The 17,876-nt window shown below is 72.0% G+C and carries 15 protein-coding genes and 1 pseudogene; 5 read left to right on the top strand and 11 right to left on the bottom strand.

What is annotated here, in order from left to right; genetic code table 11:
• Positions 1 to 124 precede the first annotated feature (124 nt).
• The 6 genes and pseudogenes from AB6L24_RS14885 to AB6L24_RS14860 all read right to left on the bottom strand — a co-directional run.
• A pseudogene (locus tag AB6L24_RS14885) lies at positions 125 to 1,453 on the bottom strand (alpha-amylase family protein); the annotation flags it as partial.
• Positions 1,454 to 1,673: 220 nt separating this feature from the next.
• Positions 1,674 to 2,738: a LacI family DNA-binding transcriptional regulator gene (locus tag AB6L24_RS14880; RefSeq protein ID WP_405655678.1), complete on the bottom strand. Its 1,065-nt coding sequence runs from the start codon at positions 2,736 to 2,738 to the stop codon at positions 1,674 to 1,676.
• Complete coding sequence (locus tag AB6L24_RS14875) at positions 2,726 to 4,390, bottom strand: glycoside hydrolase family 13 protein (protein ID WP_405655677.1); 1,665 nt, start codon at positions 4,388 to 4,390, stop codon at positions 2,726 to 2,728. The genes AB6L24_RS14880 and AB6L24_RS14875 overlap by 13 nt, the downstream gene beginning before the upstream one ends.
• A gap of 86 nt (positions 4,391 to 4,476) precedes the next feature.
• Complete coding sequence (locus AB6L24_RS14870; RefSeq protein ID WP_405657162.1) at positions 4,477 to 5,325, bottom strand: sugar ABC transporter permease; 849 nt, start codon at positions 5,323 to 5,325, stop codon at positions 4,477 to 4,479.
• A gap of 5 nt (positions 5,326 to 5,330) precedes the next feature.
• Positions 5,331 to 6,341: a carbohydrate ABC transporter permease gene (locus AB6L24_RS14865; protein ID WP_405655675.1), complete on the bottom strand. Its 1,011-nt coding sequence runs from the start codon at positions 6,339 to 6,341 to the stop codon at positions 5,331 to 5,333.
• 2 nt (positions 6,342 to 6,343) lie between these two features.
• On the bottom strand, positions 6,344 to 7,615 hold the full coding sequence (locus tag AB6L24_RS14860; RefSeq protein ID WP_405655673.1) for an extracellular solute-binding protein: 1,272 nt from the start codon (positions 7,613 to 7,615) through the stop codon (positions 6,344 to 6,346).
• Positions 7,616 to 7,881: 266 nt separating this feature from the next.
• Here AB6L24_RS14860 and AB6L24_RS14855 point away from each other — a divergent pair, with 266 nt between their 5' ends.
• Together AB6L24_RS14855 and AB6L24_RS14850 are read left to right on the top strand one after the other, a co-directional pair.
• Complete coding sequence (locus tag AB6L24_RS14855; protein ID WP_405655672.1) at positions 7,882 to 8,919, top strand: LacI family DNA-binding transcriptional regulator; 1,038 nt, start codon at positions 7,882 to 7,884, stop codon at positions 8,917 to 8,919.
• A 47-nt stretch (positions 8,920 to 8,966) separates the two neighbouring features.
• Positions 8,967 to 9,377 carry an ArsR/SmtB family transcription factor gene (locus tag AB6L24_RS14850; protein WP_405655670.1) on the top strand — a complete coding sequence of 137 codons (411 nt, stop codon included), beginning with the start codon at positions 8,967 to 8,969 and terminating at the stop codon, positions 9,375 to 9,377.
• A gap of 47 nt (positions 9,378 to 9,424) precedes the next feature.
• Here the strand turns inward: AB6L24_RS14850 and AB6L24_RS14845 are convergent, their stop codons facing one another.
• Together AB6L24_RS14845 and AB6L24_RS14840 are read right to left on the bottom strand one after the other, a co-directional pair.
• Positions 9,425 to 10,846 carry a nitrate/sulfonate/bicarbonate ABC transporter ATP-binding protein gene (locus AB6L24_RS14845; protein WP_405655668.1) on the bottom strand — a complete coding sequence of 474 codons (1,422 nt, stop codon included), beginning with the start codon at positions 10,844 to 10,846 and terminating at the stop codon, positions 9,425 to 9,427.
• Between the two features lie 65 nt (positions 10,847 to 10,911).
• Complete coding sequence (locus AB6L24_RS14840) at positions 10,912 to 12,666, bottom strand: ABC transporter permease (protein WP_405655666.1); 1,755 nt, start codon at positions 12,664 to 12,666, stop codon at positions 10,912 to 10,914.
• 458 nt (positions 12,667 to 13,124) lie between these two features.
• On the opposite strand from AB6L24_RS14840, the gene AB6L24_RS14835 reads away from it, so the two are divergent.
• Positions 13,125 to 13,859: an MgtC/SapB family protein gene (locus AB6L24_RS14835; protein ID WP_405655664.1), complete on the top strand. Its 735-nt coding sequence runs from the start codon at positions 13,125 to 13,127 to the stop codon at positions 13,857 to 13,859.
• 19 nt (positions 13,860 to 13,878) lie between these two features.
• On the opposite strand, the gene AB6L24_RS14830 is transcribed toward AB6L24_RS14835, so the two are convergent.
• Positions 13,879 to 14,337: a MarR family winged helix-turn-helix transcriptional regulator gene (locus AB6L24_RS14830; protein WP_405655663.1), complete on the bottom strand. Its 459-nt coding sequence runs from the start codon at positions 14,335 to 14,337 to the stop codon at positions 13,879 to 13,881.
• A 96-nt stretch (positions 14,338 to 14,433) separates the two neighbouring features.
• Between AB6L24_RS14830 and AB6L24_RS14825 the strand changes: the two genes are divergently transcribed.
• Positions 14,434 to 15,228: a dioxygenase gene (locus AB6L24_RS14825; protein WP_405655661.1), complete on the top strand. Its 795-nt coding sequence runs from the start codon at positions 14,434 to 14,436 to the stop codon at positions 15,226 to 15,228.
• Positions 15,229 to 15,261: 33 nt separating this feature from the next.
• Here the strand turns inward: AB6L24_RS14825 and AB6L24_RS14820 are convergent, their stop codons facing one another.
• Positions 15,262 to 16,173, bottom strand: a complete 912-nt coding sequence (locus tag AB6L24_RS14820) for an N-acetyltransferase (RefSeq protein ID WP_405655659.1) — start codon at positions 16,171 to 16,173, stop codon at positions 15,262 to 15,264.
• 248 nt (positions 16,174 to 16,421) lie between these two features.
• On the opposite strand from AB6L24_RS14820, the gene AB6L24_RS14815 reads away from it, so the two are divergent.
• Positions 16,422 to 17,450, top strand: a complete 1,029-nt coding sequence (locus AB6L24_RS14815) for a hydroxyacid dehydrogenase (protein WP_405655657.1) — start codon at positions 16,422 to 16,424, stop codon at positions 17,448 to 17,450.
• 69 nt (positions 17,451 to 17,519) lie between these two features.
• Here AB6L24_RS14815 and AB6L24_RS14810 read toward each other — a convergent pair whose 3' ends face one another.
• Positions 17,520 to 17,873 (bottom strand): DUF1036 domain-containing protein, encoded by a 354-nt coding sequence (locus tag AB6L24_RS14810; RefSeq protein WP_405655656.1) that lies wholly within the window; start codon positions 17,871 to 17,873, stop codon positions 17,520 to 17,522.
• Between the last annotated feature and the right edge of the window lie 3 nt (positions 17,874 to 17,876).

The raw sequence follows: 17,876 nt of genomic DNA, 5'->3' as shown, positions 1-17,876 counted from the left end.
GGTCAGCAGGACCGGGCGCACCAGGTGCAGTCGACTGCGGTGCGAAGTCGCCCTGAAGGGGCGCGGGGAACTGCGCGACCAGCCACGACGGACCCGCAGACGCACGACGGCCGGGTGCAGCTCATCCAGCGGCGCACTGTGCGCCGGTGTGCAGGGCGAGGGCGGTGTTCGGCGCCACCGAGGCGGTGAACCGACCCGAGCCGTCGACGGTGACGCTCCGGCCGCTCTGCACGTCGCAGTAGGTGCCCGCGGCCAGGGACGTCTGGAACGTCCGGTCGAGCGCGGCGCCTTCGTGGTTGACGACCACGTACGCCTTGTCCCCCCGGCCGAATGCAATGGCGTCGTTCCCGTTGTCCCACCAGTCGGTGACACCGGTACCGCCCGCGACGTTGCGGAACTTCACCATGCCCTTGATCTCGGGCCACGCGTGCTGGCACTTCCAGCCGTCGCTGTAACAGGCGTTCACCTGCCCGCCGTTGGGCGGTCCCGCGTCCCGGTCGGTGAACTCGTAGCCGGAGTGCACGTCCGGGGAGCCGTAGGGCCAGGCGAGCATGAAGACGTGCGCCAGGGTGTGGTCGGCGCCGTCCTTGTAGGTGAGGGTGTCGCCGCCGCGCTCGGTGTCGTGGTTGGCGACGAACACGGCGGACTTGCCGGAGGGCAGGTAGCCCCAGCCCTCGCCGTAGTTCTTCAGGTACGCCAGCTTCTCGCCGGTGAACACGCGCTTGAGGTCGCGGGCGTAACGGAACTCCTGCACGTCACCGCTGCCCAGGTACTCGTCCGGCGCGACGGCCTCGCCCGCGCCGAAGATGGCCTCCTGCTTCCAGTACGCGTTCGGGTCGCTCAGGCGCGACTTGATGTTCTTCAGGTCGGCCGCCGCCATGTGCTTGGCGGCGTCCACGCGGAAGCCGTCGACGCCGAGGGAGAGCAGGTCGTTCATGTAGGCGGCGATGCGGCCGCGGACGTGGTCCTCGCCGGTGTCCAGGTCCGCGAGGCCGACCAGCTCGCACTCCTGGACGTTCGTGCGGTCCTGGTAGTTGGAGATCTGCGCGGTGCAGTTGTCGAGGTCGGGGCGCGAGTAGATGCCGGGGTAGTTGTACTTCGTGTACGAACTGCCGCCGGTGCCGGTGCCGTCGCCCGCCGCCATGTGGTTGATGACCGTGTCGACGACGACCTTCACGCCCGCCGCGTGGCAGGTGTCGACCATGCTCTTGAAGGCGGCCCGGTCACCGAGCCGACCCGCGATCCTGTAGCTGACGGGCTGGTACGACGTCCACCACTGCGGGCCCTGGATGTGCTCCTGCGGCGGCGACACCTGGACGTAGCCGTACCCGTCGGGGCCGAGCCGGTCCGTGCAGGCCTTCGCCACCGAGGCGAACTTCCACTCGAAGAGCACGGCGGTGACGTCCTTGGTCCCGGGCGGGGCGGCGGCGGCCTGCGGCGCGCCGCCGACCATGCTCCCGCCGACTCCGGCGAGCAGGGCGAGGGTGGCGGCCTGGGCCTTGCGTCCTGGTGCCGGCTTCGTGCGCGTACGACGTGTCACGGGGGCCTCCTGCGCGGGTGAGGTGGGGGGCCTTCGCCGGCGCCGGGTCGTGCTCGTCAGGCCGTTGAAGGTTGTTGCAGCAAGATTGCGGCAGTGTTTTCGCCCGTGACCGTACGACCGTCAACCATGACGGTCAACCCTTCGGACGCACCTGGGCCGTTGAACCCCGTACGACGAGTTCCGGCTGGAAGACGAACTCGGTGCGTTGCACGGGGTTTCCGTTGATTTCTTCCAGGAGGGCGCCGACAGCGGCCGACGCCATCGACTGCACGGGCTGGCGCACCGTGGTCAGCGGCGGGTCCGTGAACGCGATGAGCGGCGAGTCGTCGAAGCCCACCACGGAGACGTCACCGGGCACGGTGAGGCCCCGCTCCCTGGCAGCCCGGACGGCACCGAGCGCCATCATGTCGCTGCCGCACACCACGGCGGTGCAGCCGCGGTCGAGCAGCGCACCGGCCGCCGCCGCGCCGCCCTCGACGGTGAACAGCGTGCGCCGCACGAACGGTTCGGCCTCCCCCTGTGCCAGGCCGACGTACTCGTGCAGCGCCGCCGCGAACCCCTCCGCCTTGCGCCGCGAGGGGACGTAGCGGGTCGGCCCGATGGCCAGGCCGATCCGTTCGTGCCCGAGGTCCACGAGGTGGCGCACCGCCATCCGCACGGCCGCGCGGTCGTCGGCGGAGACGCAGGAGACGGGGATGTGCGCGTTGTAGCCGTTGATGAGGACGAACGGCACGCCGCGGCCCGCGAGTTCCCGATAGCGCCCGTGGTCCGCGCCGGCGTCGGCGTGCAGCCCGGACAGGAACACGATGCCGCTCACACCGCGTTCCTCCAGCTGTTCCACCAGCTCGTCCTCGGTGGCGCCGCCCGGCATCTGGGTGCACAGCATGGGCGTGTAGCCGTGCCCGGCGAGGACCTGCTCCACGACCTGCGCGAAGGCCGGGAAGATCGGGTTGGTCAGCTCGGGGATGACCAGGCCGACCAGGCCCGCGCTGCGCCGCTTGAGCCGCACGGGCCGTTCGTAGCCGAGCACGTCGAGTGCGGCCAGGACGCGGCGCCTGGTCGCGGCGGCCACGCCCGCCTTGCCGTTCAGGACACGGCTCGCGGTGGCCTCGCTGACCTCCGCCTGGGCGGCGATGTCCGCGAGCCGCGGGGCGCCGCGCTCGGCGTCCCGCGGCGGGGAGGTCGTCACACCGCCCACCAGACGGTGGTGTCGGCGGGCAGCTCCACCTCGCCCCCGGTCACCTCGACGGGGCCGCTCGCGAGCAGCATCCGGCCGGGCGCCGCGACGCGCACGGGCGCCCCGGTGGTGTTCGCGGTGCACGCGAACTCCTCCCGCCGGAAGGCGAGCACGCCCGCCGGGGCGTCGGTCCACTCCAGGCCCTCGCCCGCGCCGAGACCCGGCTGCGCCCGACGGGTCCGCAGGGCCGCGCGGTACAGCTCCAGGGTCGACGTCGGGTCGCCGGTCTGCGCCTGGACGCTCAGCTCGCCCCACCCGTCGGGCTGCGGCAGCCAGCTGCCGCCCGTGCCGAAGCCGTACGACGGCCCGTCGACGGTCCACGGGATCGGCACCCGGCAGCCGTCGCGGAACCCGTCCTGCCCCTGCGCCCGGTGGAACGAGGGGTCCTGGCGGGCCTCGTCGGGCAGGTCGGTGACGTCGGGCAGGCCGAGCTCCTCGCCCTGGTAGAGGTAGGCGGAGCCGGGCAGGGCCAGCATCAGGAGCGTCGCGGCGCGGGCGCGGCGCAGGCCGAGGGCGCGGTCGCCGGGGGTGCGCAGCTGGGTGCCGAGTCCGGGCGGGTTGGCGAAGCGCGTCGCGTGCCGGGTCACGTCGTGGTTGGAAAGGACCCAGGTGGCGGGGGCGCCGACGGGGCGCATCGCGGCCAGCGAGCTGTCGATGACCTCACGCAGCTCGGCGGCGTCCCAGTGGGTGCCCAGGTACTGGAAGTTGAAGGCCTGGTGCATCTCGTCGGGGCGCACGTAGTGCGCGGTGCGCTCGACGGTCGGCGTCCACGCCTCGGCGACGAGGACGCGGTCACCCGCGTACTCGGCGAGGACCTCGCGCCAGCTGCGGTAGATCTCGTGCACGCCGTCCTGGTCGAAGAACGGCATGGTGTCGTTGCCCAGCAGCTTCAGCTGGTCGTGGTGGCCGATGTCGGGCAGCCCCTCGGCCTTCACCAGGCCGTGGGCGACGTCCACGCGGAAGCCGTCGACGCCCATGTCCAGCCAGAAGCGCAGGATGGAGCGGAACTCGTCGCGTACGGCGGGGTGTTCCCAGTTGAAGTCGGGCTGCTCGGGTGCGAACAGGTGGAGGTACCACTCGCCGGGGGTGCCGTCGGGGTCGGTGGTGCGGGTCCAGGCGGGGCCGCCGAAGATGGACTCCCAGTCGTTGGGCGGCAGTTCGCCGTCGGTGCCCTTGCCGGGACGGAAGTGGTAGCGCTCCCGCAGGGGCGAGCCGGGGCCGTCGGCGAGGGCGCGGCGGAACCAGTCGTGCCGGTCGGAGGAGTGGTTGGGCACCAGGTCCACGATGATGCGCAGGCCCAGTGCGTGCGCGTCCCTGATCACGGCGTCGGCGTCGTGGAGGGTGCCGAACATCGGGTCGATGGCGCGGTAGTCGGCGACGTCGTAGCCCGCGTCGGCCTGCGGCGACGCGTAGAACGGGGAGAGCCAGACGGCGTCCACGCCGAGGTCCCTCAGGTGCGGCAGGCGGGCCCGGACGCCCTCGAGGTCGCCCATGCCGTCGCCGTTGCCGTCGGCGAAGCTGCGCGGATAGACCTGGTAGATCACCGCGTCGCGCCACCAGTCCGTACGTGTGCCGGAGTCGGGGGCGGCAGGGGCAGCGAGATGCTGGGTCATGTGTTCCCTGGGAGGTCGAGTCTGGTCGAGTCGTGGTGCGGGGCGGGCGGGGCCCGCCGGACGCGGGGTCCGGCGGGGCGCCCGGGTCAGGACTTGGTCGCGCCGGCCGTGAGCCCGGAGACCAGGTGGCGCTGCACGAAGCCGAAGATCACGGCGGCGGGCACGGCCACGATCACGGCTGCGGCGGTCAGCGAACCCCAGTCGCTGGTGTACTGGTTGACGAAGGTCTGCAGGCCGCCCGCGAGCGTCAGGTTCTCCTCGCCCGTCATGAACGCGGAGGCGTAGGCGACCTCGGCCCAGCCGGTGATGAAGCTGTAGAAGGCCGTCACGGCGAGGCCGGGCTTGGCCAGCGGCATGATGAGCCGCCAGAAGGTGCCGAACGGGTTGAGGCCGTCGACGCGGCCCGCCTCGTCGATCTCCACGGGGATGGTGTCGAAGTACCCCTTCATCATCCACGCGGAGAACGGCACGGCGATCGTCAGATAGGTGAGGACCAGGCCCATGGGCTGGTTCAGCAGCTCCATGCTCGCGAGCAGGTTGTACAGCGGCACGATGAGCACGGCCACCGGGAACATCTGCGTGATGAGGAGCAGCCACATCAGGGGCCGCATGCCGGGGAACCTGAACCGGCTCACCGCGTAGCCCGTGGTCGCCGAGATGAAGACGCCGATGACGGTGGTCAGGCCGACGACGAACAGCGAGTTGACGACCCAGTCGAGGAACTTGGTGTCGTTCAGGACGTGGTCGTAGTTGCCGAACGTGAAGTCCTTCACCAGGGCGGTGGAGAACGCCTCGCTCTGCGGCTTGAACGAGGTGACGAGCAGCCACAGCGGCGGCAGGACCGCGATGAGGGAGGCGATCAGGAGCGTGGTGTGCAGGGCGACGGAGGCGAGCGGGCCGCGCTCGCCGCGTCCCCTGACCTTCTTCGGGGGCATCGTGGTCACCACACCTCTCCTTGCTTGCGGAGCGCGCGGCGGTAGACCACCGCGAAGAGCGAGAGGAGCAGCAGGATGAGCACGCCCCAGGCCGCGGAGCCCGCGAAGTCACGTGGGCTGACGACGAACGACAGGCGGTAGGCGTACGTCACGAGGATCTCGGTGGCGTCCCCCGGACCGCCCCGGGTGAGCAGGAAGATCACCGGGAACATGTTGAAGGTCCAGATGGCGCTGATGAGGATCACGGTCGTGGCGACGGACCGCAGCCCGGGCAGTGTGACGTGGCGGAAGCGCTGCCAGGCGCTCGCGCCGTCCATCTCGGCGGCCTCGTACAGCTCGCCGGGGATGGACTGGAGCCCGCCGAGCATGGCGACGAGCATGAACGGCACGCCGAGCCAGACGTTGACGGCGATCACGGAGAACTTCGCCCAGGTGGGGTCGTTCAGCCACGGGATCGCGTCGATGCCGCCGCCTTCGAGGACCTTGTTCAGGACGCCGCTCTTCTCGTTGAAGAGCAGCCGCCAGGTGAAGACGGAGACGAACGCGGGCACCGCCCAGGGCAGGATCAGCGCCATCCGGTAGAAGGAGCGGCCCTTGAGCCTGCGGTTGAGCATGTTCGCGAGGACGAGGCCGATGGCGAACGACAGGGCGACGCAGGAGACCGTCCAGATGACGGTCCAGGTGAGCCGGTCCCAGAAGACGCCGTCGTCGAGGATCGCCTTGTAGTTGTCCAGGCCGACGGACTCGTAGGTCGCCGGGATGTGGTTGACGCCGATGGTGCGCTCGACGTTCGCCTCGTTGGCGTTCGTCGTCGACAGGAAGACGCCGCGGGCCAGCGGGTAGCCGACGATGACGCCGATGACGGCCACCACGGGGGCGACCATCGCCCACGCGTACCAGTGTGTGCTCAGGGCCCTGCGCAGGCGTCCGGGGTTCTTGCCCGGGCGGGGGCCGCGGCCGCGGACACCGGTGGTGTCCGCGGCCTTGACCGCTCGGGGGCCGCTCTCGACAGCCATCGCTACTTGTAGTCCTTGAGGAGCTTGCCGTAGGCCTTGCCGATGCTCTTGGCGCCGCCCTCGGGCGAGGCCTTGCCGCTGAGCACCTTCTGCATCTCCAGGCGGATGGGCTCGAACAGCGAGTTGGCCTCGGGGATCCAGGGCCGCTGCACGGACTTGTCGACGGCCGGCTTGAAGAACTGGACCATCTGGTTGTCCTTGACGGACTTCACGTCGTAGACGGAGGTGCGGGTGGGCAGCAGGCTCAGCTTCTCGGTGGTCTGCTGCTGCACCTTCGCCGAGCTCATGTACTTGATGAACTCGTACGACGCGTCGAGGTTCTTGGACCCGGCGTACGCGGCGAGGTTCCAGCCGCCCTGCGGCGAGGCCTGCCGGGCGCTGCCGCCGGGCACCGGCGCGACGCCGAGGTTGGTCTTGTCGTCCTTGAACTGCTTGCCCTGCAGGGCGCCCTCGATCGACCAGGGGCCGTCGAGCGCCATGGCGACGTCGCCGTTCTTGAAGGCGTTCAGCTGGTTGTTGTAGCCGTCGCTGGCGTCGGTGACGGCGGCCTTGGAGTCGACCAGGTCCTTCATGACCTCGAAGGCCTTGCCGCCCTCGGCGTCGTCGACGGTGATCTCCTTCTTCTTGGTGTCGAGGAGGTCACCGCCCTCGCCGTAGAGGTAGGGGAGGTAGAAGTACGGGTCGTCGCCGCGCAGGTAGAGACCGGTCTTGCCGGACTTCGACTTGATCTTCTTGGCGGCGGACTTCACGTCCTCGAAGGTCTTGGGGACCTCGACGCCCGCTTCCTTGAGCATCTTCTTGTTGTAGAAGAGCGCGAGGGTGTCGATGGTCTGCGGCGCCGCGTAGGTCTTGCCCTTGAACTTGGTGCTCGCGGCGGCCTGCGGCAGGAAGTCGTCCGGCTTGTCGAGCGCGGCGGTGCCCTCCAGCGGCGCCAGGTAGCCGAGGTTCGCGAAGTCGGCGACCCAGGCGACCTCGGTGCGCATCACGTCGGGGGCGCCGGAGTTGCCGCCGGCGGCGTTCTTGAACTTGGCGTTGGCCTCGCCGAACGGCACGTTCACGTACTTCACCGTGACGCCGGGGTGGAGGTCCTCGAAGCCCTTGGCCAGCTTCTCGTACGTGCCCTTCTCGGCGTCGTTCGAGGTGTCCCAGAAGGTGACGGTCCCGGAGAGCTTGCCGCCGCTCTTCTTGCCGCCGTCACCGTCGTCGCCGCCGCACGCCGCCGCTGTCATCGCAAGGGCTGCGACCAGTGCGGTGGCCGCTATGCCACGCCGCATGTGTACTCCTTCAACTGGTCCCGGAATGACCCGGAATGAGGAGAGACGAAGAGGTGCCTCCTGCCGGCCGCACTCGAGGCGGCGCCGGGTTGGCAGGAACGTAACAGGCTTGAAAACCAGCCGAAAGACCTTGCGGGAATTTTCTGCAAGACGTGGTGATCGTTACCGTCGCGTGTCCTGTGTGTTGCGGCGGAGCCACGTCAGGGCTTGCTGCAAGCTTGCGCAACCGGTGGGCAAGGACGCGGTCGGCCGGTACAGTCCCGTGCATGACCGCGCGGCTCGTCGACATCGCAGCCCAGGCGGGAGTCAGCGAAGCCACCGTCAGCCGGGTCCTCAACGGCAAGCCCGGTGTGGCCGCGGCCACCCGCGAAGCCGTTCTCGCCGCACTCGACGTGCTCGGCTACGAACGGCCCGTCCGGCTGCGCAGACGTGGCAGCGCGGGCCTGGTCGGCCTGATCACGCCCGAGCTGGACAACCCGATCTTCCCTGCCCTCGCCCAGGTCATCGGCCAGGCCCTGACGCGCCAGGGCTACACCCCGGTGCTCGCCACCCAGACCCCGGGCGGCTCCACCGAGGACGAGCTGACCGAGATGCTGGTGGACCGCGGCGTCGCCGGGATCATCTTCGTCTCCGGGCTGCACGCCGACACCACCGCCGACATGGAGCGCTACGGCTCCCTGCGCGCCCAGGGCGTCCCGCACGTCCTCGTCAACGGCTTCTCCCCCAAGGTCGACGCGCCCTTCGTCTCCACCGACGACCGGACCGCGACGCAGCTGGCCGTGCGCCATCTCGCCTCGCTCGGCCACACCCGCATCGGCCTCGCGGTCGGCCCCCGGCGCTTCGTCCCCGTCGTCCGCAAGATCGAGGGCTTCCGGCTCGGCCTGCGCGAGCGGCTCGGCCTGTCCGGCGCGGCGGCGGACGATCTGGTCCAGCACTCCCTGTACACCCTGGAGGGCGGGCAGGCCGCGGCGACGGCGCTGATCACCAAGGGCTGCACGGGCATCGTCTGCGCGAGCGACATGATGGCACTCGGCGCCATCCGCGCCGCCCGCGAGCAGGGCCTCGACGTGCCCCGGGACATCTCGGTGGTCGGCTTCGACGACTCCCCGCTGATCGCCTTCACCGACCCGCCGCTGACCACGGTCCGCCAGCCCGTCCAGGCCATGGGCCAGGCCGCGGTCCGCACGCTCCTGGAGGAGATCGGCGGCACCCCGGCGCCGCACAGCGAGTTCGTGTTCCTGCCGGAGCTGGTCGTCCGGGGCTCCACGGCTTCGGGGCGGCGCGGCGGGACCGTCGCGTCCTGAGCCCGCGCCGCGGTGGCCCGCCTCCCCGCGGCGGCTACCCTATTTGCATGGACGCGCAAGGACAGTCGTGGGACGCGGCCGCCGCCGACCGTGCGGTGGCGGTGCTCAAGGCGGTGGCCGACCCCTCGCGCTACCGGCTGCTGTGGGCGCTCAGCGGGCAGGAGCTGCCGGTCAGCGCGCTCGCGGAGCTGCTCGGCGCGCATGTCGCCGCGACCTCGCAGCACCTGGCGAAGCTGCGGGCGGCCGGGCTCGTGGTGTCGCGCCGCGAGGGCACCCGCGTCTACTACCGCGCGGCGGACGTGCGGGGGCTCCTGGACGAGGCGGCGCTGGTGGCCCGCGCCTCCGCCGCCGCCGAGGGGACCGGCACGGCCGCGGAGGCCGCCGCGCAGGAACAGCCCGTCGCCGCGCCCGCGACGAGGGCCCGGGCGGTCCGCCGCCGCCCGGCCACCGGGCACTAGCCGGAACGGGGGCGCGCCCGCGGCGGCGGGCCCCGGGCCCATCGCCGTCACCCGCGTCCCGTCTCCCCCGGCTCCCCCACCTCCCCTTCCGCGCCCTCGTCGAGCCGGTACTCCTGCGGTTCGGCGTCGTACGCGTACAGCTCCGCGTACCGGCCCCAGTCGGTGGCCGTCTCCAGTTGCCGCTCCACCTGCTCGCTCGTGAAGTGGTGGGCGAGCAGGTCGCGGAAGAACCCGGCGCGGACGGCGCCGTCGGGCTGTTGCCGCAGGCTGTTGGTGATCAGCTTCACCAGCGGGATCTCGACGGCGGCGGCAGCGAAGATCGTCTTGGACGTCTGCACGTCGGCCTCCGCGAACGCCGTGCCCGGCGCGCTGAGGACCAGGTCGTCGCCGGTGATCGAGGCGAAGCCGAGCAGTTCGAGCGCGTCGACCTGCGGGAGCAGGTCGTCGACGTCCAGGCCGAGTTCGTCGGCGAGGTCGGCGAGGTCGCAGCGCCCGCCCCGGTGGGCGACCAGCTCCGCGAGGCCGGACAGGCCGTCGACGGTGGCGGCGGGCAGCGGGGTGCCCGCGACCGTACGCCTGTCCAGGTCGGCGCCTTCGGCGCGGCCGGAGATCCTGGACTCCTTGGGGCGGCCGGTCATGATGCGGTACACCCGGTCGATCAGCTCCTGGAAGGCGGGCGCTTCCCGGTCCCGGGGGCGGTCGAGGCCGACCTCGACGGTCTCCCGGATGGTGCCGTAGGGGCGGGAGCCGAGGACGACGATGCGGTCGGCCATCAGGACGGCCTCCTCGATGTTGTGGGTCACCAGGACCACGGCGCGGGTGGGGAACTGTCCCGACTCCCACAGCTCCAGCAGCTCGCCGCGCAGGTTCTCGGCGGTCAGGACGTCGAGCGCGGAGAACGGCTCGTCCATCATCAGCACGTCGGGCTCCACGACGAGGGCGCGGGCGAAGCCGACGCGCTGGCGCATGCCGCCCGACAGCTCCTTCGGGTACGCCGACTCGAAGCCGTCGAGGCCGATCAGGTCGATGGCCTGCCCGGCGGCGCGGGCGCGCTCGTCGGCGGGTACGCCCCGCGCCTCCAGGCCGAGTTCGACGTTCTGCCGCACGGTCAGCCAGGGCAACAGGGCGAAGGTCTGGAAGACCATGGCGGTGCCGGGGTTGGCGCCGGTCAGTGGCTCGCCCCGATAGGCGACGGTGCCGGAGCTGGCCGGGATGAGCCCGGCGAGGCAGCGCAGCAGCGTGGACTTGCCGGAGCCCGACTTGCCGAGCAGCGCGACGATCTCCCCGGCGCGGACGGTGAGGTCGATGCCGGACAGGACGGGCAGGTCGCCGTCGGCGCCCGCGTAGGACTTGGTCAGGCCGGCGGCCTCCAGGAGGGCGTCGCCGTCGGCGGCGGGCGGCGGGGCGACGGCCGGTCCCGTGGTGGGGGCGGCGGGGGTGCGCAGCTTGCGGAGGGCCTTGAGTGCCATGAGGGAGGCTCCAGTTCGGCAAAGGGAGAGGGAGGTCCAGGGGTGGGCGACGGCCCGGGCGCGGGTCACAGCGCGTACCGGGTGTCGGCGAGGCGGTAGAGGCGGCGCCACAGCAGGCGGTTGAGGCCCACGACGTACAGGCTCATCACCGCGACGCCCGCGATCAGGCGCGGGAAGTCGCCGTCGGCGGTGGCCTCGGCGATGTACGCGCCGAGGCCGGTCGCGGTCAGCGTGGTGCCGCCGAAGGTGACGACCTCGGAGACGATCGAGGCGTTCCAGGCGCCGCCGGACGCGGTGATGCCGCCGGTGACGTAGGAGGGGAAGACGCCGGGCAGGATGAGCCGGCGCCAGCGCTGCCAGCCGGTCACGCCCAGGTCGTCCATGGCCTCGCGCAGGTCCGTCGGGATCGACATGGCGCCGGCGATGGCGTTGAAGAGGATGTACCACTGGGCGCCGAGGGCCATCAGGAGGATGCCGCCGACGTCGATGGACAGGCCGGTCTTCAGGAAGAACCAGACGGCGAGGGGGAAGAGGAAGTTGGCGGGGAAGCTCGCAAGGACCTGGACGACCGGCTGGGCGATCCGGGTCAGGCGCGGCGAGAAGCCGATGCGTACGCCGATGGGCACCCACACGACGGTGGCGACGGCGACGAGCACGACGACGCGGGCGAAGGTGACGAGGCCGAGGAGCAGCGGCTCGCCGAACACGCCGAGGCCGGTGCGGTCGTCGAGGTAGCGGCCGAGGTCGACGAGGCCCCAGGCGATGAGGCCGCCCGCGACGATCCCGAAGGCGAGGTCGCCGGTGCGCCTGCGGGTCGGGTCGACGGTCAGGGGGCGGTCGTCGGTGCCGAACACGCGGGCGGCGCGGCCGAGCGCGCGGCCGACGGGGCGCAGCGACGCCCCGATCAGGCGCGGCCAGTGGGAGCGGCGCAGGAAGTTCAGGACGACGGAGCGCTGTACCTCGTCGGCCTCGGACTGCTCGTTCTTGAAGCGCTCGGCCCAGGCCGTGAGCGGGCGCCAGAACAGGAAGTTCACGCCGATGACCATGACGGCCATGGTGAGGACGGCCCAGCCGACCTTGCCGAGGTCGCCGTCGGCGACGGCGGCTCCGGCGTAGGACCCGACGCCGGGCAGGGCGTAGTCCTTGTTGTTGACGCTGATCGCCTCGGAGGCGACGAGGAAGAACCAGCCGCCGCCGAAGCTCATCATGCCGTTCCAGACCAGGCCGATCGTCCCCGCGGGGACCTCGACCTTCCAGAACCGCATCCACTTGGTGAAGCGGAACGACCGTGACAGCTCGTCGAGTTCACGGGGCAGTGAGGTCAGCGAGTGGTAGAAGGCGAACGTCATGTTCCAGGCCTGGGAGGTGAAGATCGCGAAGATCGACGCGCATTCGAGGCCGAGCAGGGAGCCGGGGAACAGGGCGATGAACCCGGTGACGGCGACGGTGAGGAAGCCGAGGACGGGCACGGACTGGAGGATGTCCAGGGCCGGGATGAGGATCCGTTCGAGGCGGCGGCTCTTGGCGGCCGCGTAGGCGTACACGAACGTGAAGACGACCGAGGCGGCCAGGGCGACGAACATCCGCAGCAGGGAGCGCGCCGCGTCGTACGGCAGCCGCGCGGGGTCGGTGTCGACGACGACCGACTGGTCGGTGGAGAAGCGGACGGTGGTGCCCTGGCCGACCCGCAGGACGAGGTAGAGCAGGACCAGGACGGCCGCGGCGACCACGACGTCCACCCAGGACATCCGGGAGAGACGGCCCCCGAGCCGGGAGGAGAGCGGGGCGCGCGGCGGGGCGCCACCGGTCTTGAACGACATCACAACAACCTCCGACCACACTCTGGGCACAGCGGTCCCCGGGCCGCGACCGCAGGGCGGCCGGGCAGGCGGGGGTCACACCGTGCGGAGAGTGCGCACGTGAGCGGGAAGAGGGGAGGGGCGGCGGCGGGCGTGGTGCCGCGCGGGCCGCGTCACGCCGGTCCCGTGCGGTGCCCGGGCGGGGAGCGGCGGATCAGGGGCTGCCGGGGAGGCAGCGGCTACTGGGAGGGTCGGCGCCCATGGCTGCCTCCTTCCGTGATGCCGGTCTGCCGGGTATGCCCGGGATGCGTCCGAGATGTGCCTCCGGCAGTGTGCGCCTCTTTGCGTCGATGCGCAAATAAGGAGCCCGGAGCCCGCCGGACGGGAATCATCTTTGCATACTTGCGCAACTATGCAAGCATCAGGAGTCGTACGAAGTACCGACGACAGCGGTACGGGAGTCACCTGGAGGTGCCGCCATGCAGTCCCTGACCACATTCGACTTCACCCTGCGCCTGGCCACCGGCGTCGGCTGCGGCGCCCTCATCGGCGTCGAGCGGCAGTGGCGCGCCCGCATGGCGGGCCTGCGCACCAACGCCCTGGTGGCCGCGGGGGCCACCCTGTTCGTGCTCTACAGCGAGGCGATGCACGACCCGACGAGCCCGACGCGCGTCGCCTCGTACGTCGTCTCCGGCGTCGGCTTCCTCGGCGGCGGCGTCATCATGCGCGAGGGCGCCTCGATCCGCGGCCTCAACACGGCGGCCACACTGTGGTGTTCGGCGGCGGTAGGAGTGCTCGCGGCCTCCGGGCGGCTGACTCTCGCCCTGCTCGGCGCCGCCACCGTCGTCGCCGTCCATCTGACCCTGCGGCCCACCAGCCGCCTGATCGACCGGGCCCCGCAGGGCAACTCCGACACCCCCACGCAGGTCACCTTCCACGTCACCTGCGACCGCCGCGACGAGGCCCATGTCCGGGCCCTGCTCATCCAGCTGCTCAGCAGCACCGACCCGCGCCTCGCGGGGCTGCGCATCCGGCGCGGCGAGGACGACGACAGCACCTCCCTGGAGGCCTCGGTCGTCCTGGACGGCGCCCCCGGCGCGGACATGGAGCAACTCGTGACGCGCCTCTCCCTGGAGCCGGGCGTCCGCGATCTGCACTGGCACCTCGCGGACCAGGACGAGCAGGCCCGCGCGGAGCGCGAAGCCCTCGTGTGAGCGGCGGCCCCGCCGGGCGTCACTCCCCGCCCAGCGCCCGCACGACCTCCTGCAGCCCTTCCTTCATGACCCGGACCTGGCTGTCGCTGAGGACGTCGATCAGATGGGCGCGGACCACCCGGAGGTGGCCGGGCGCGGCCCCCTCAAGGCGCGCCCGGCCCTTGTCGGTGAGGACGGCGTAGACGCCGCGGACGTCGGCGGCGCAGGAGCGGCGGCGCACCAGGCCCGCCTTCTCCATCTGCGTGATCTGGTACGTCAGACCGCTCTTGGTGGTGAGCACGTCGGCGGCGAGTTCGCTCATGCGCAGCTCGCCGCCCTCGGCCGCGGACAGCCGCACAAGGACCTCGTACTGGACGTGGGACAGCCCCGACTCGGCCTTCAGCTGTTCCTCGATGCGCCGGTCGAGCAGCGCCCCTGCCGTCAGGAAGGCCTGCCAGAGGGCCATCTCGTCGTCGTTCAGCCACTTCGTGTCGCCCATGGGAGCAGCGTACGCCTGTTGTTCAAATTCAAACCATCGAGTACGGTCGACCATGTGCTTCAAATTTGAACCACACTGCCGAGGAGGCGACCGACCATGACCACCGCACCCCTGGACCACCCGGCGTCGCGGATGCCCGCGCTCTTCATGAGCCACGGCGCCCCGACCCTCGCCGAGGACGCCGACTGGCCGGGTCAGCTCGCCCGGTGGGGCGCGGAGCTGCCCCGCCCGACGGCGATCCTGATGGTCTCCGCGCACTGGGAGGAGGCCCCGCTCGCACTCGGCGCGACCACGGCCGTGCCGCTGGTCTACGACTTCTGGGGCTTCCCCGAGCACTACTACCGCATCCGGTACGCCGCGCCCGGCGCCCCGGAGCTCGCCGAGCAGGTCCGGGGGCTCCTTCGCGCCCCGGGCATGCCGGCGCAGGACCTGCCCGAGCGCGGACTCGACCACGGCGCCTATGTGCCGCTCCTGGAGATGTACCCCGACGCGGACATCCCGGTGCTCCAGATGTCCCTGCCGACGCTGGACCCGCAACGGCTGATGGACATCGGCCGCAGGCTCGCGCCGCTGCGCGACGAGGGCGTCCTGATCGTCGGCAGCGGCCACTTCACGCACAACCTGCGCGCCATCAACCCCCACAACGAAGTCCCCGCCCCGCTGGCCGAGTTCGACGACTGGGGGCGGCGCGCCCTGGAGGCCGGCGACGTCGACGCGCTGCTCGACTTCGCGCACAAGGCCCCGGCCGCCCGGTACGCCCACCCCCGCGAGGAGCACTTCGTGCCCCTCGCGGTCACGCTCGGCGCGGCGGCGGACGACCTGGGCAGCCAGCGCAGCGTCATCGAGGGCTCGTGGCTGGGGCTTTCGAAGCGGTCGGTGCAGTTCGGCTGAGACCGCCCGCACCGGCTGCACACCCCGCCGAGGTCAGGCGTGGTCCCAGCCCCGGTCGGTCCGCACCAGCTCCCGGAACCCGAGCGCCGTCAGGCGCGCGATCGCCTCGGGGTCGTCGGCCGCTTCGTAGGCGAGCACCCGGTCGGCCCCGGCGAGGCGCAGCCACGCGGCGGCCTCGCCCAGGAGCCAGGCATCGAGGCCTTCGACGCCGTGACCGGGCTCGGTGTGGAAGTTGCCGATGTCGGCGAGCGAGCCGTTGCGGGCCTGGCGTTCGGCGCGGCCGAGGGCGGTGTCGACCTCGATGAAGCCGAGGTCGCGGCCGTCGGCGTGCGCGGTCAGGCGCGTGCCGCACTCGCCGAGGGTGCGGCGGACGGCGAGGCCCGGCAGCGGCGCCTCGGCACGCGGCAGGTCGGGCACGGCGGCGATCAGGACGACCTCGGTGTGTCCGGTGTGCCGGAATCCGGCGCGCTCGTAGGCGGCCCGGACGTGCGGCCAGGCGCGCGGCACGCCGTAGACGGCCGGGGCGGGCAGCGCGCCGTCGGCCGCGCGGGCCCGCACGTCCCAGCGGGCGAGCTGCGCCAGGCAGGCGCTCATCAGCAGGTCGGCCGCCTTGTCGGCGTCCGGCCAGAAGGACGCGGCCGGGTGGCAGACGAACCAGTTGATCTCGCCGAGGTCGCGGTAGTCGGGGCCGACGTCGGCCCCGCAGCGGTAGCGCAGCAGGTGCGCGGCGGCCACGACGAACGCGCGCTGCTCGGCGACGAGCGTGACGCGCTCGACCACCCACGGGTCGGTGATGAACTCGTCCGGCCGCCGCGTCAGTTGCCCGAGGACGGTGTTCACGGAGACGGAGACGCCCGGCACGACGGCGGCCACGTGGCTGTTCACCAGATCGGTGAGCTGGTCACGGTCGTCGCGGTGGAAGGGGCGTACCTGGAGCGCGGACATGCGGGGACCTCCCGGTCGGGGTGCGTGGTGCAGGAGGCCGCCATGCGATGCGGTACGTGACCGATCCTACGACAGGTGCCGCCGGCGCACCGGAGCGGGCGTACCGATGCGGCCACGCGGGCCCGGGCGCACGGCTGCGACGCGTGCGAAAGCGGCGCGGCCCGACGAGACTCGTACGGATCCGGCGCCGCCGGAAGGACGCAGCCTCGCGATCCGGCCGCCGCCGGAAGGATGGAGCCCCGCCCCGCATGCCCACCCCACCGCACCCGTCCGGTCTGCCGTCCGCCGCGCTCGCCATGTCGCCCGGCGCCGCCGACGCGCTGCTCGGGCCCGATGTGCTGGCCGCGTTCGCCGGAGTGTGCGCGCTCCGGCACCCGCCCGTCCTCGACGACTTCTCCGGCGAGCGGGCCCGGGACGTCCTCGGGCAGGCCGAGCTGCTCATCACCGGCTGGGGCTGCCCGCCGCTCGACGAGGCCGCCCTCGCCGCCGCCCCGAGGCTGCGGGCCGTCGTGCACACCGCCGGGTCCGTGCGCGGCCATCTCACGCCCGCCTGCTGGGAACGCGGGATCGAGGTGTCGTCGGCGGCCGCCGCGAACGCGCTTCCGGTCGCCGAGTACACCGTCGCGATGATCCTCCTCGCAGGCAAGCACGTCCTGGAGCGGGCCCGCGCCTTCAAGGCCGCGCGCGACCGCGACGACCCGCTGAGCACACCGCGCGCCATCGGCAACTACCGCCGCACCGTGGGGATCCTGTCCGCCTCCCACGTCGGCCGGCGCGTCATCGAGCTCCTTCGCCCGTACGACATCGAGGTGCTGCTGCACGATCCGTACGTGGACGGGGCCGGGGCGGCCGCGCTCGGCGTGCGGGCCGTCGGGCTCGACGAGCTGTTCCGGCACAGCGACATCGTGAGCGTGCACGCCCCGCTGCTTCCCGCCACGCGCGGGCTCGTGGGCCGCCGTCAGCTGGCCGCGCTGCGCGAGGACGGCGTGCTCATCAACACCGCGCGCGGAGCCGTGGTCGACCAGGACGCGCTCACCGAAGCGGTGGTCACGGGTCGGATCAGGGTGGTGCTCGACGTCACCGAGCCCGAAGTCCTGCCGCCGGGGCACCCGTTGTGGGACTGCGAGAACGCGCTGATCACCCCGCATCTCGCCGGCTCGCAGGGCAACGAGTGGCGGCGCCTGACCGATGTCGCGGTGAGCGAGGTCGCGCGCTGGGCGGCGGGCGAGGGGTTCGCGCATCCCGTGCGGGCGGACCGGGTGGCGTTCCTGGCGTGAGCGGGGCACCGCGCCGGGTGCGGGGGCCGGGCGGGCGGGGGCGAGCGTGGCCCGTCGGGCATCAGCCCGTCAGCCCGTCAGGTTCAGGGTGAAGTTCTCGTTGTCGCCCACGTCGAACAAGCGGAAGCCGCGCGGGTGGCCGCCCGAGACCGAGGGCCGCCAGCAGCGGTTGAACGCCTGGTCCGGCACCTGTGTGACGTACTCCCCCGCCCAGACGGGGCCGTTGTTCGCGGCCTCGCCGACGAAGAACCACATGCGGCTGTACTGGTTGACGCGGTTGGCGTACACCAGCGCGCAGCGGCCCGGGTCCAGGTTCCACCAGCCCATGATGTGCGGGCCCGTGTTGTACAGGCAGGTGTTGTCGTAGAAGCCGATCGACACGTGGACGCGGGTGTGGAAGCGGTTGCAGATCGTCAGGCCCATGGC

Origin of the sequence: Streptomyces sp. RK9 (assembly GCF_045070545.1) — a bacterium.
GTDB classification, from domain to species: Bacteria; Actinomycetota; Actinomycetes; order Streptomycetales; family Streptomycetaceae; genus Streptomyces; species Streptomyces alboflavus.
Note: the sequence above shows the minus strand (reverse complement) of the source record. Positions and strands in the feature narration are given on the sequence as shown.

Coding starts and splice junctions, on each gene's coding strand:
- AB6L24_RS14875 (WP_405655677.1), bottom strand. CDS start 4,390: ATGACCCAGCATCTCGCTGCCCCTGCCGCCCCCGACTCCGGCACACGT.
- AB6L24_RS14870 (WP_405657162.1), bottom strand. CDS start 5,325: ATGCCCCCGAAGAAGGTCAGGGGACGCGGCGAGCGCGGCCCGCTCGCC.
- AB6L24_RS14865 (WP_405655675.1), bottom strand. CDS start 6,341: ATGGCTGTCGAGAGCGGCCCCCGAGCGGTCAAGGCCGCGGACACCACC.
- AB6L24_RS14860 (WP_405655673.1), bottom strand. CDS start 7,615: ATGCGGCGTGGCATAGCGGCCACCGCACTGGTCGCAGCCCTTGCGATG.
- AB6L24_RS14855 (WP_405655672.1), top strand. CDS start 7,882: ATGACCGCGCGGCTCGTCGACATCGCAGCCCAGGCGGGAGTCAGCGAA.
- AB6L24_RS14850 (WP_405655670.1), top strand. CDS start 8,967: ATGGACGCGCAAGGACAGTCGTGGGACGCGGCCGCCGCCGACCGTGCG.
- AB6L24_RS14845 (WP_405655668.1), bottom strand. CDS start 10,846: ATGGCACTCAAGGCCCTCCGCAAGCTGCGCACCCCCGCCGCCCCCACC.
- AB6L24_RS14840 (WP_405655666.1), bottom strand. CDS start 12,666: ATGTCGTTCAAGACCGGTGGCGCCCCGCCGCGCGCCCCGCTCTCCTCC.
- AB6L24_RS14835 (WP_405655664.1), top strand. CDS start 13,125: ATGCAGTCCCTGACCACATTCGACTTCACCCTGCGCCTGGCCACCGGC.
- AB6L24_RS14830 (WP_405655663.1), bottom strand. CDS start 14,337: ATGGGCGACACGAAGTGGCTGAACGACGACGAGATGGCCCTCTGGCAG.
- AB6L24_RS14825 (WP_405655661.1), top strand. CDS start 14,434: ATGACCACCGCACCCCTGGACCACCCGGCGTCGCGGATGCCCGCGCTC.
- AB6L24_RS14820 (WP_405655659.1), bottom strand. CDS start 16,173: ATGTCCGCGCTCCAGGTACGCCCCTTCCACCGCGACGACCGTGACCAG.
- AB6L24_RS14815 (WP_405655657.1), top strand. CDS start 16,422: ATGCCCACCCCACCGCACCCGTCCGGTCTGCCGTCCGCCGCGCTCGCC.
- AB6L24_RS14810 (WP_405655656.1), bottom strand. CDS start 17,873: ATGGGCCTGACGATCTGCAACCGCTTCCACACCCGCGTCCACGTGTCG.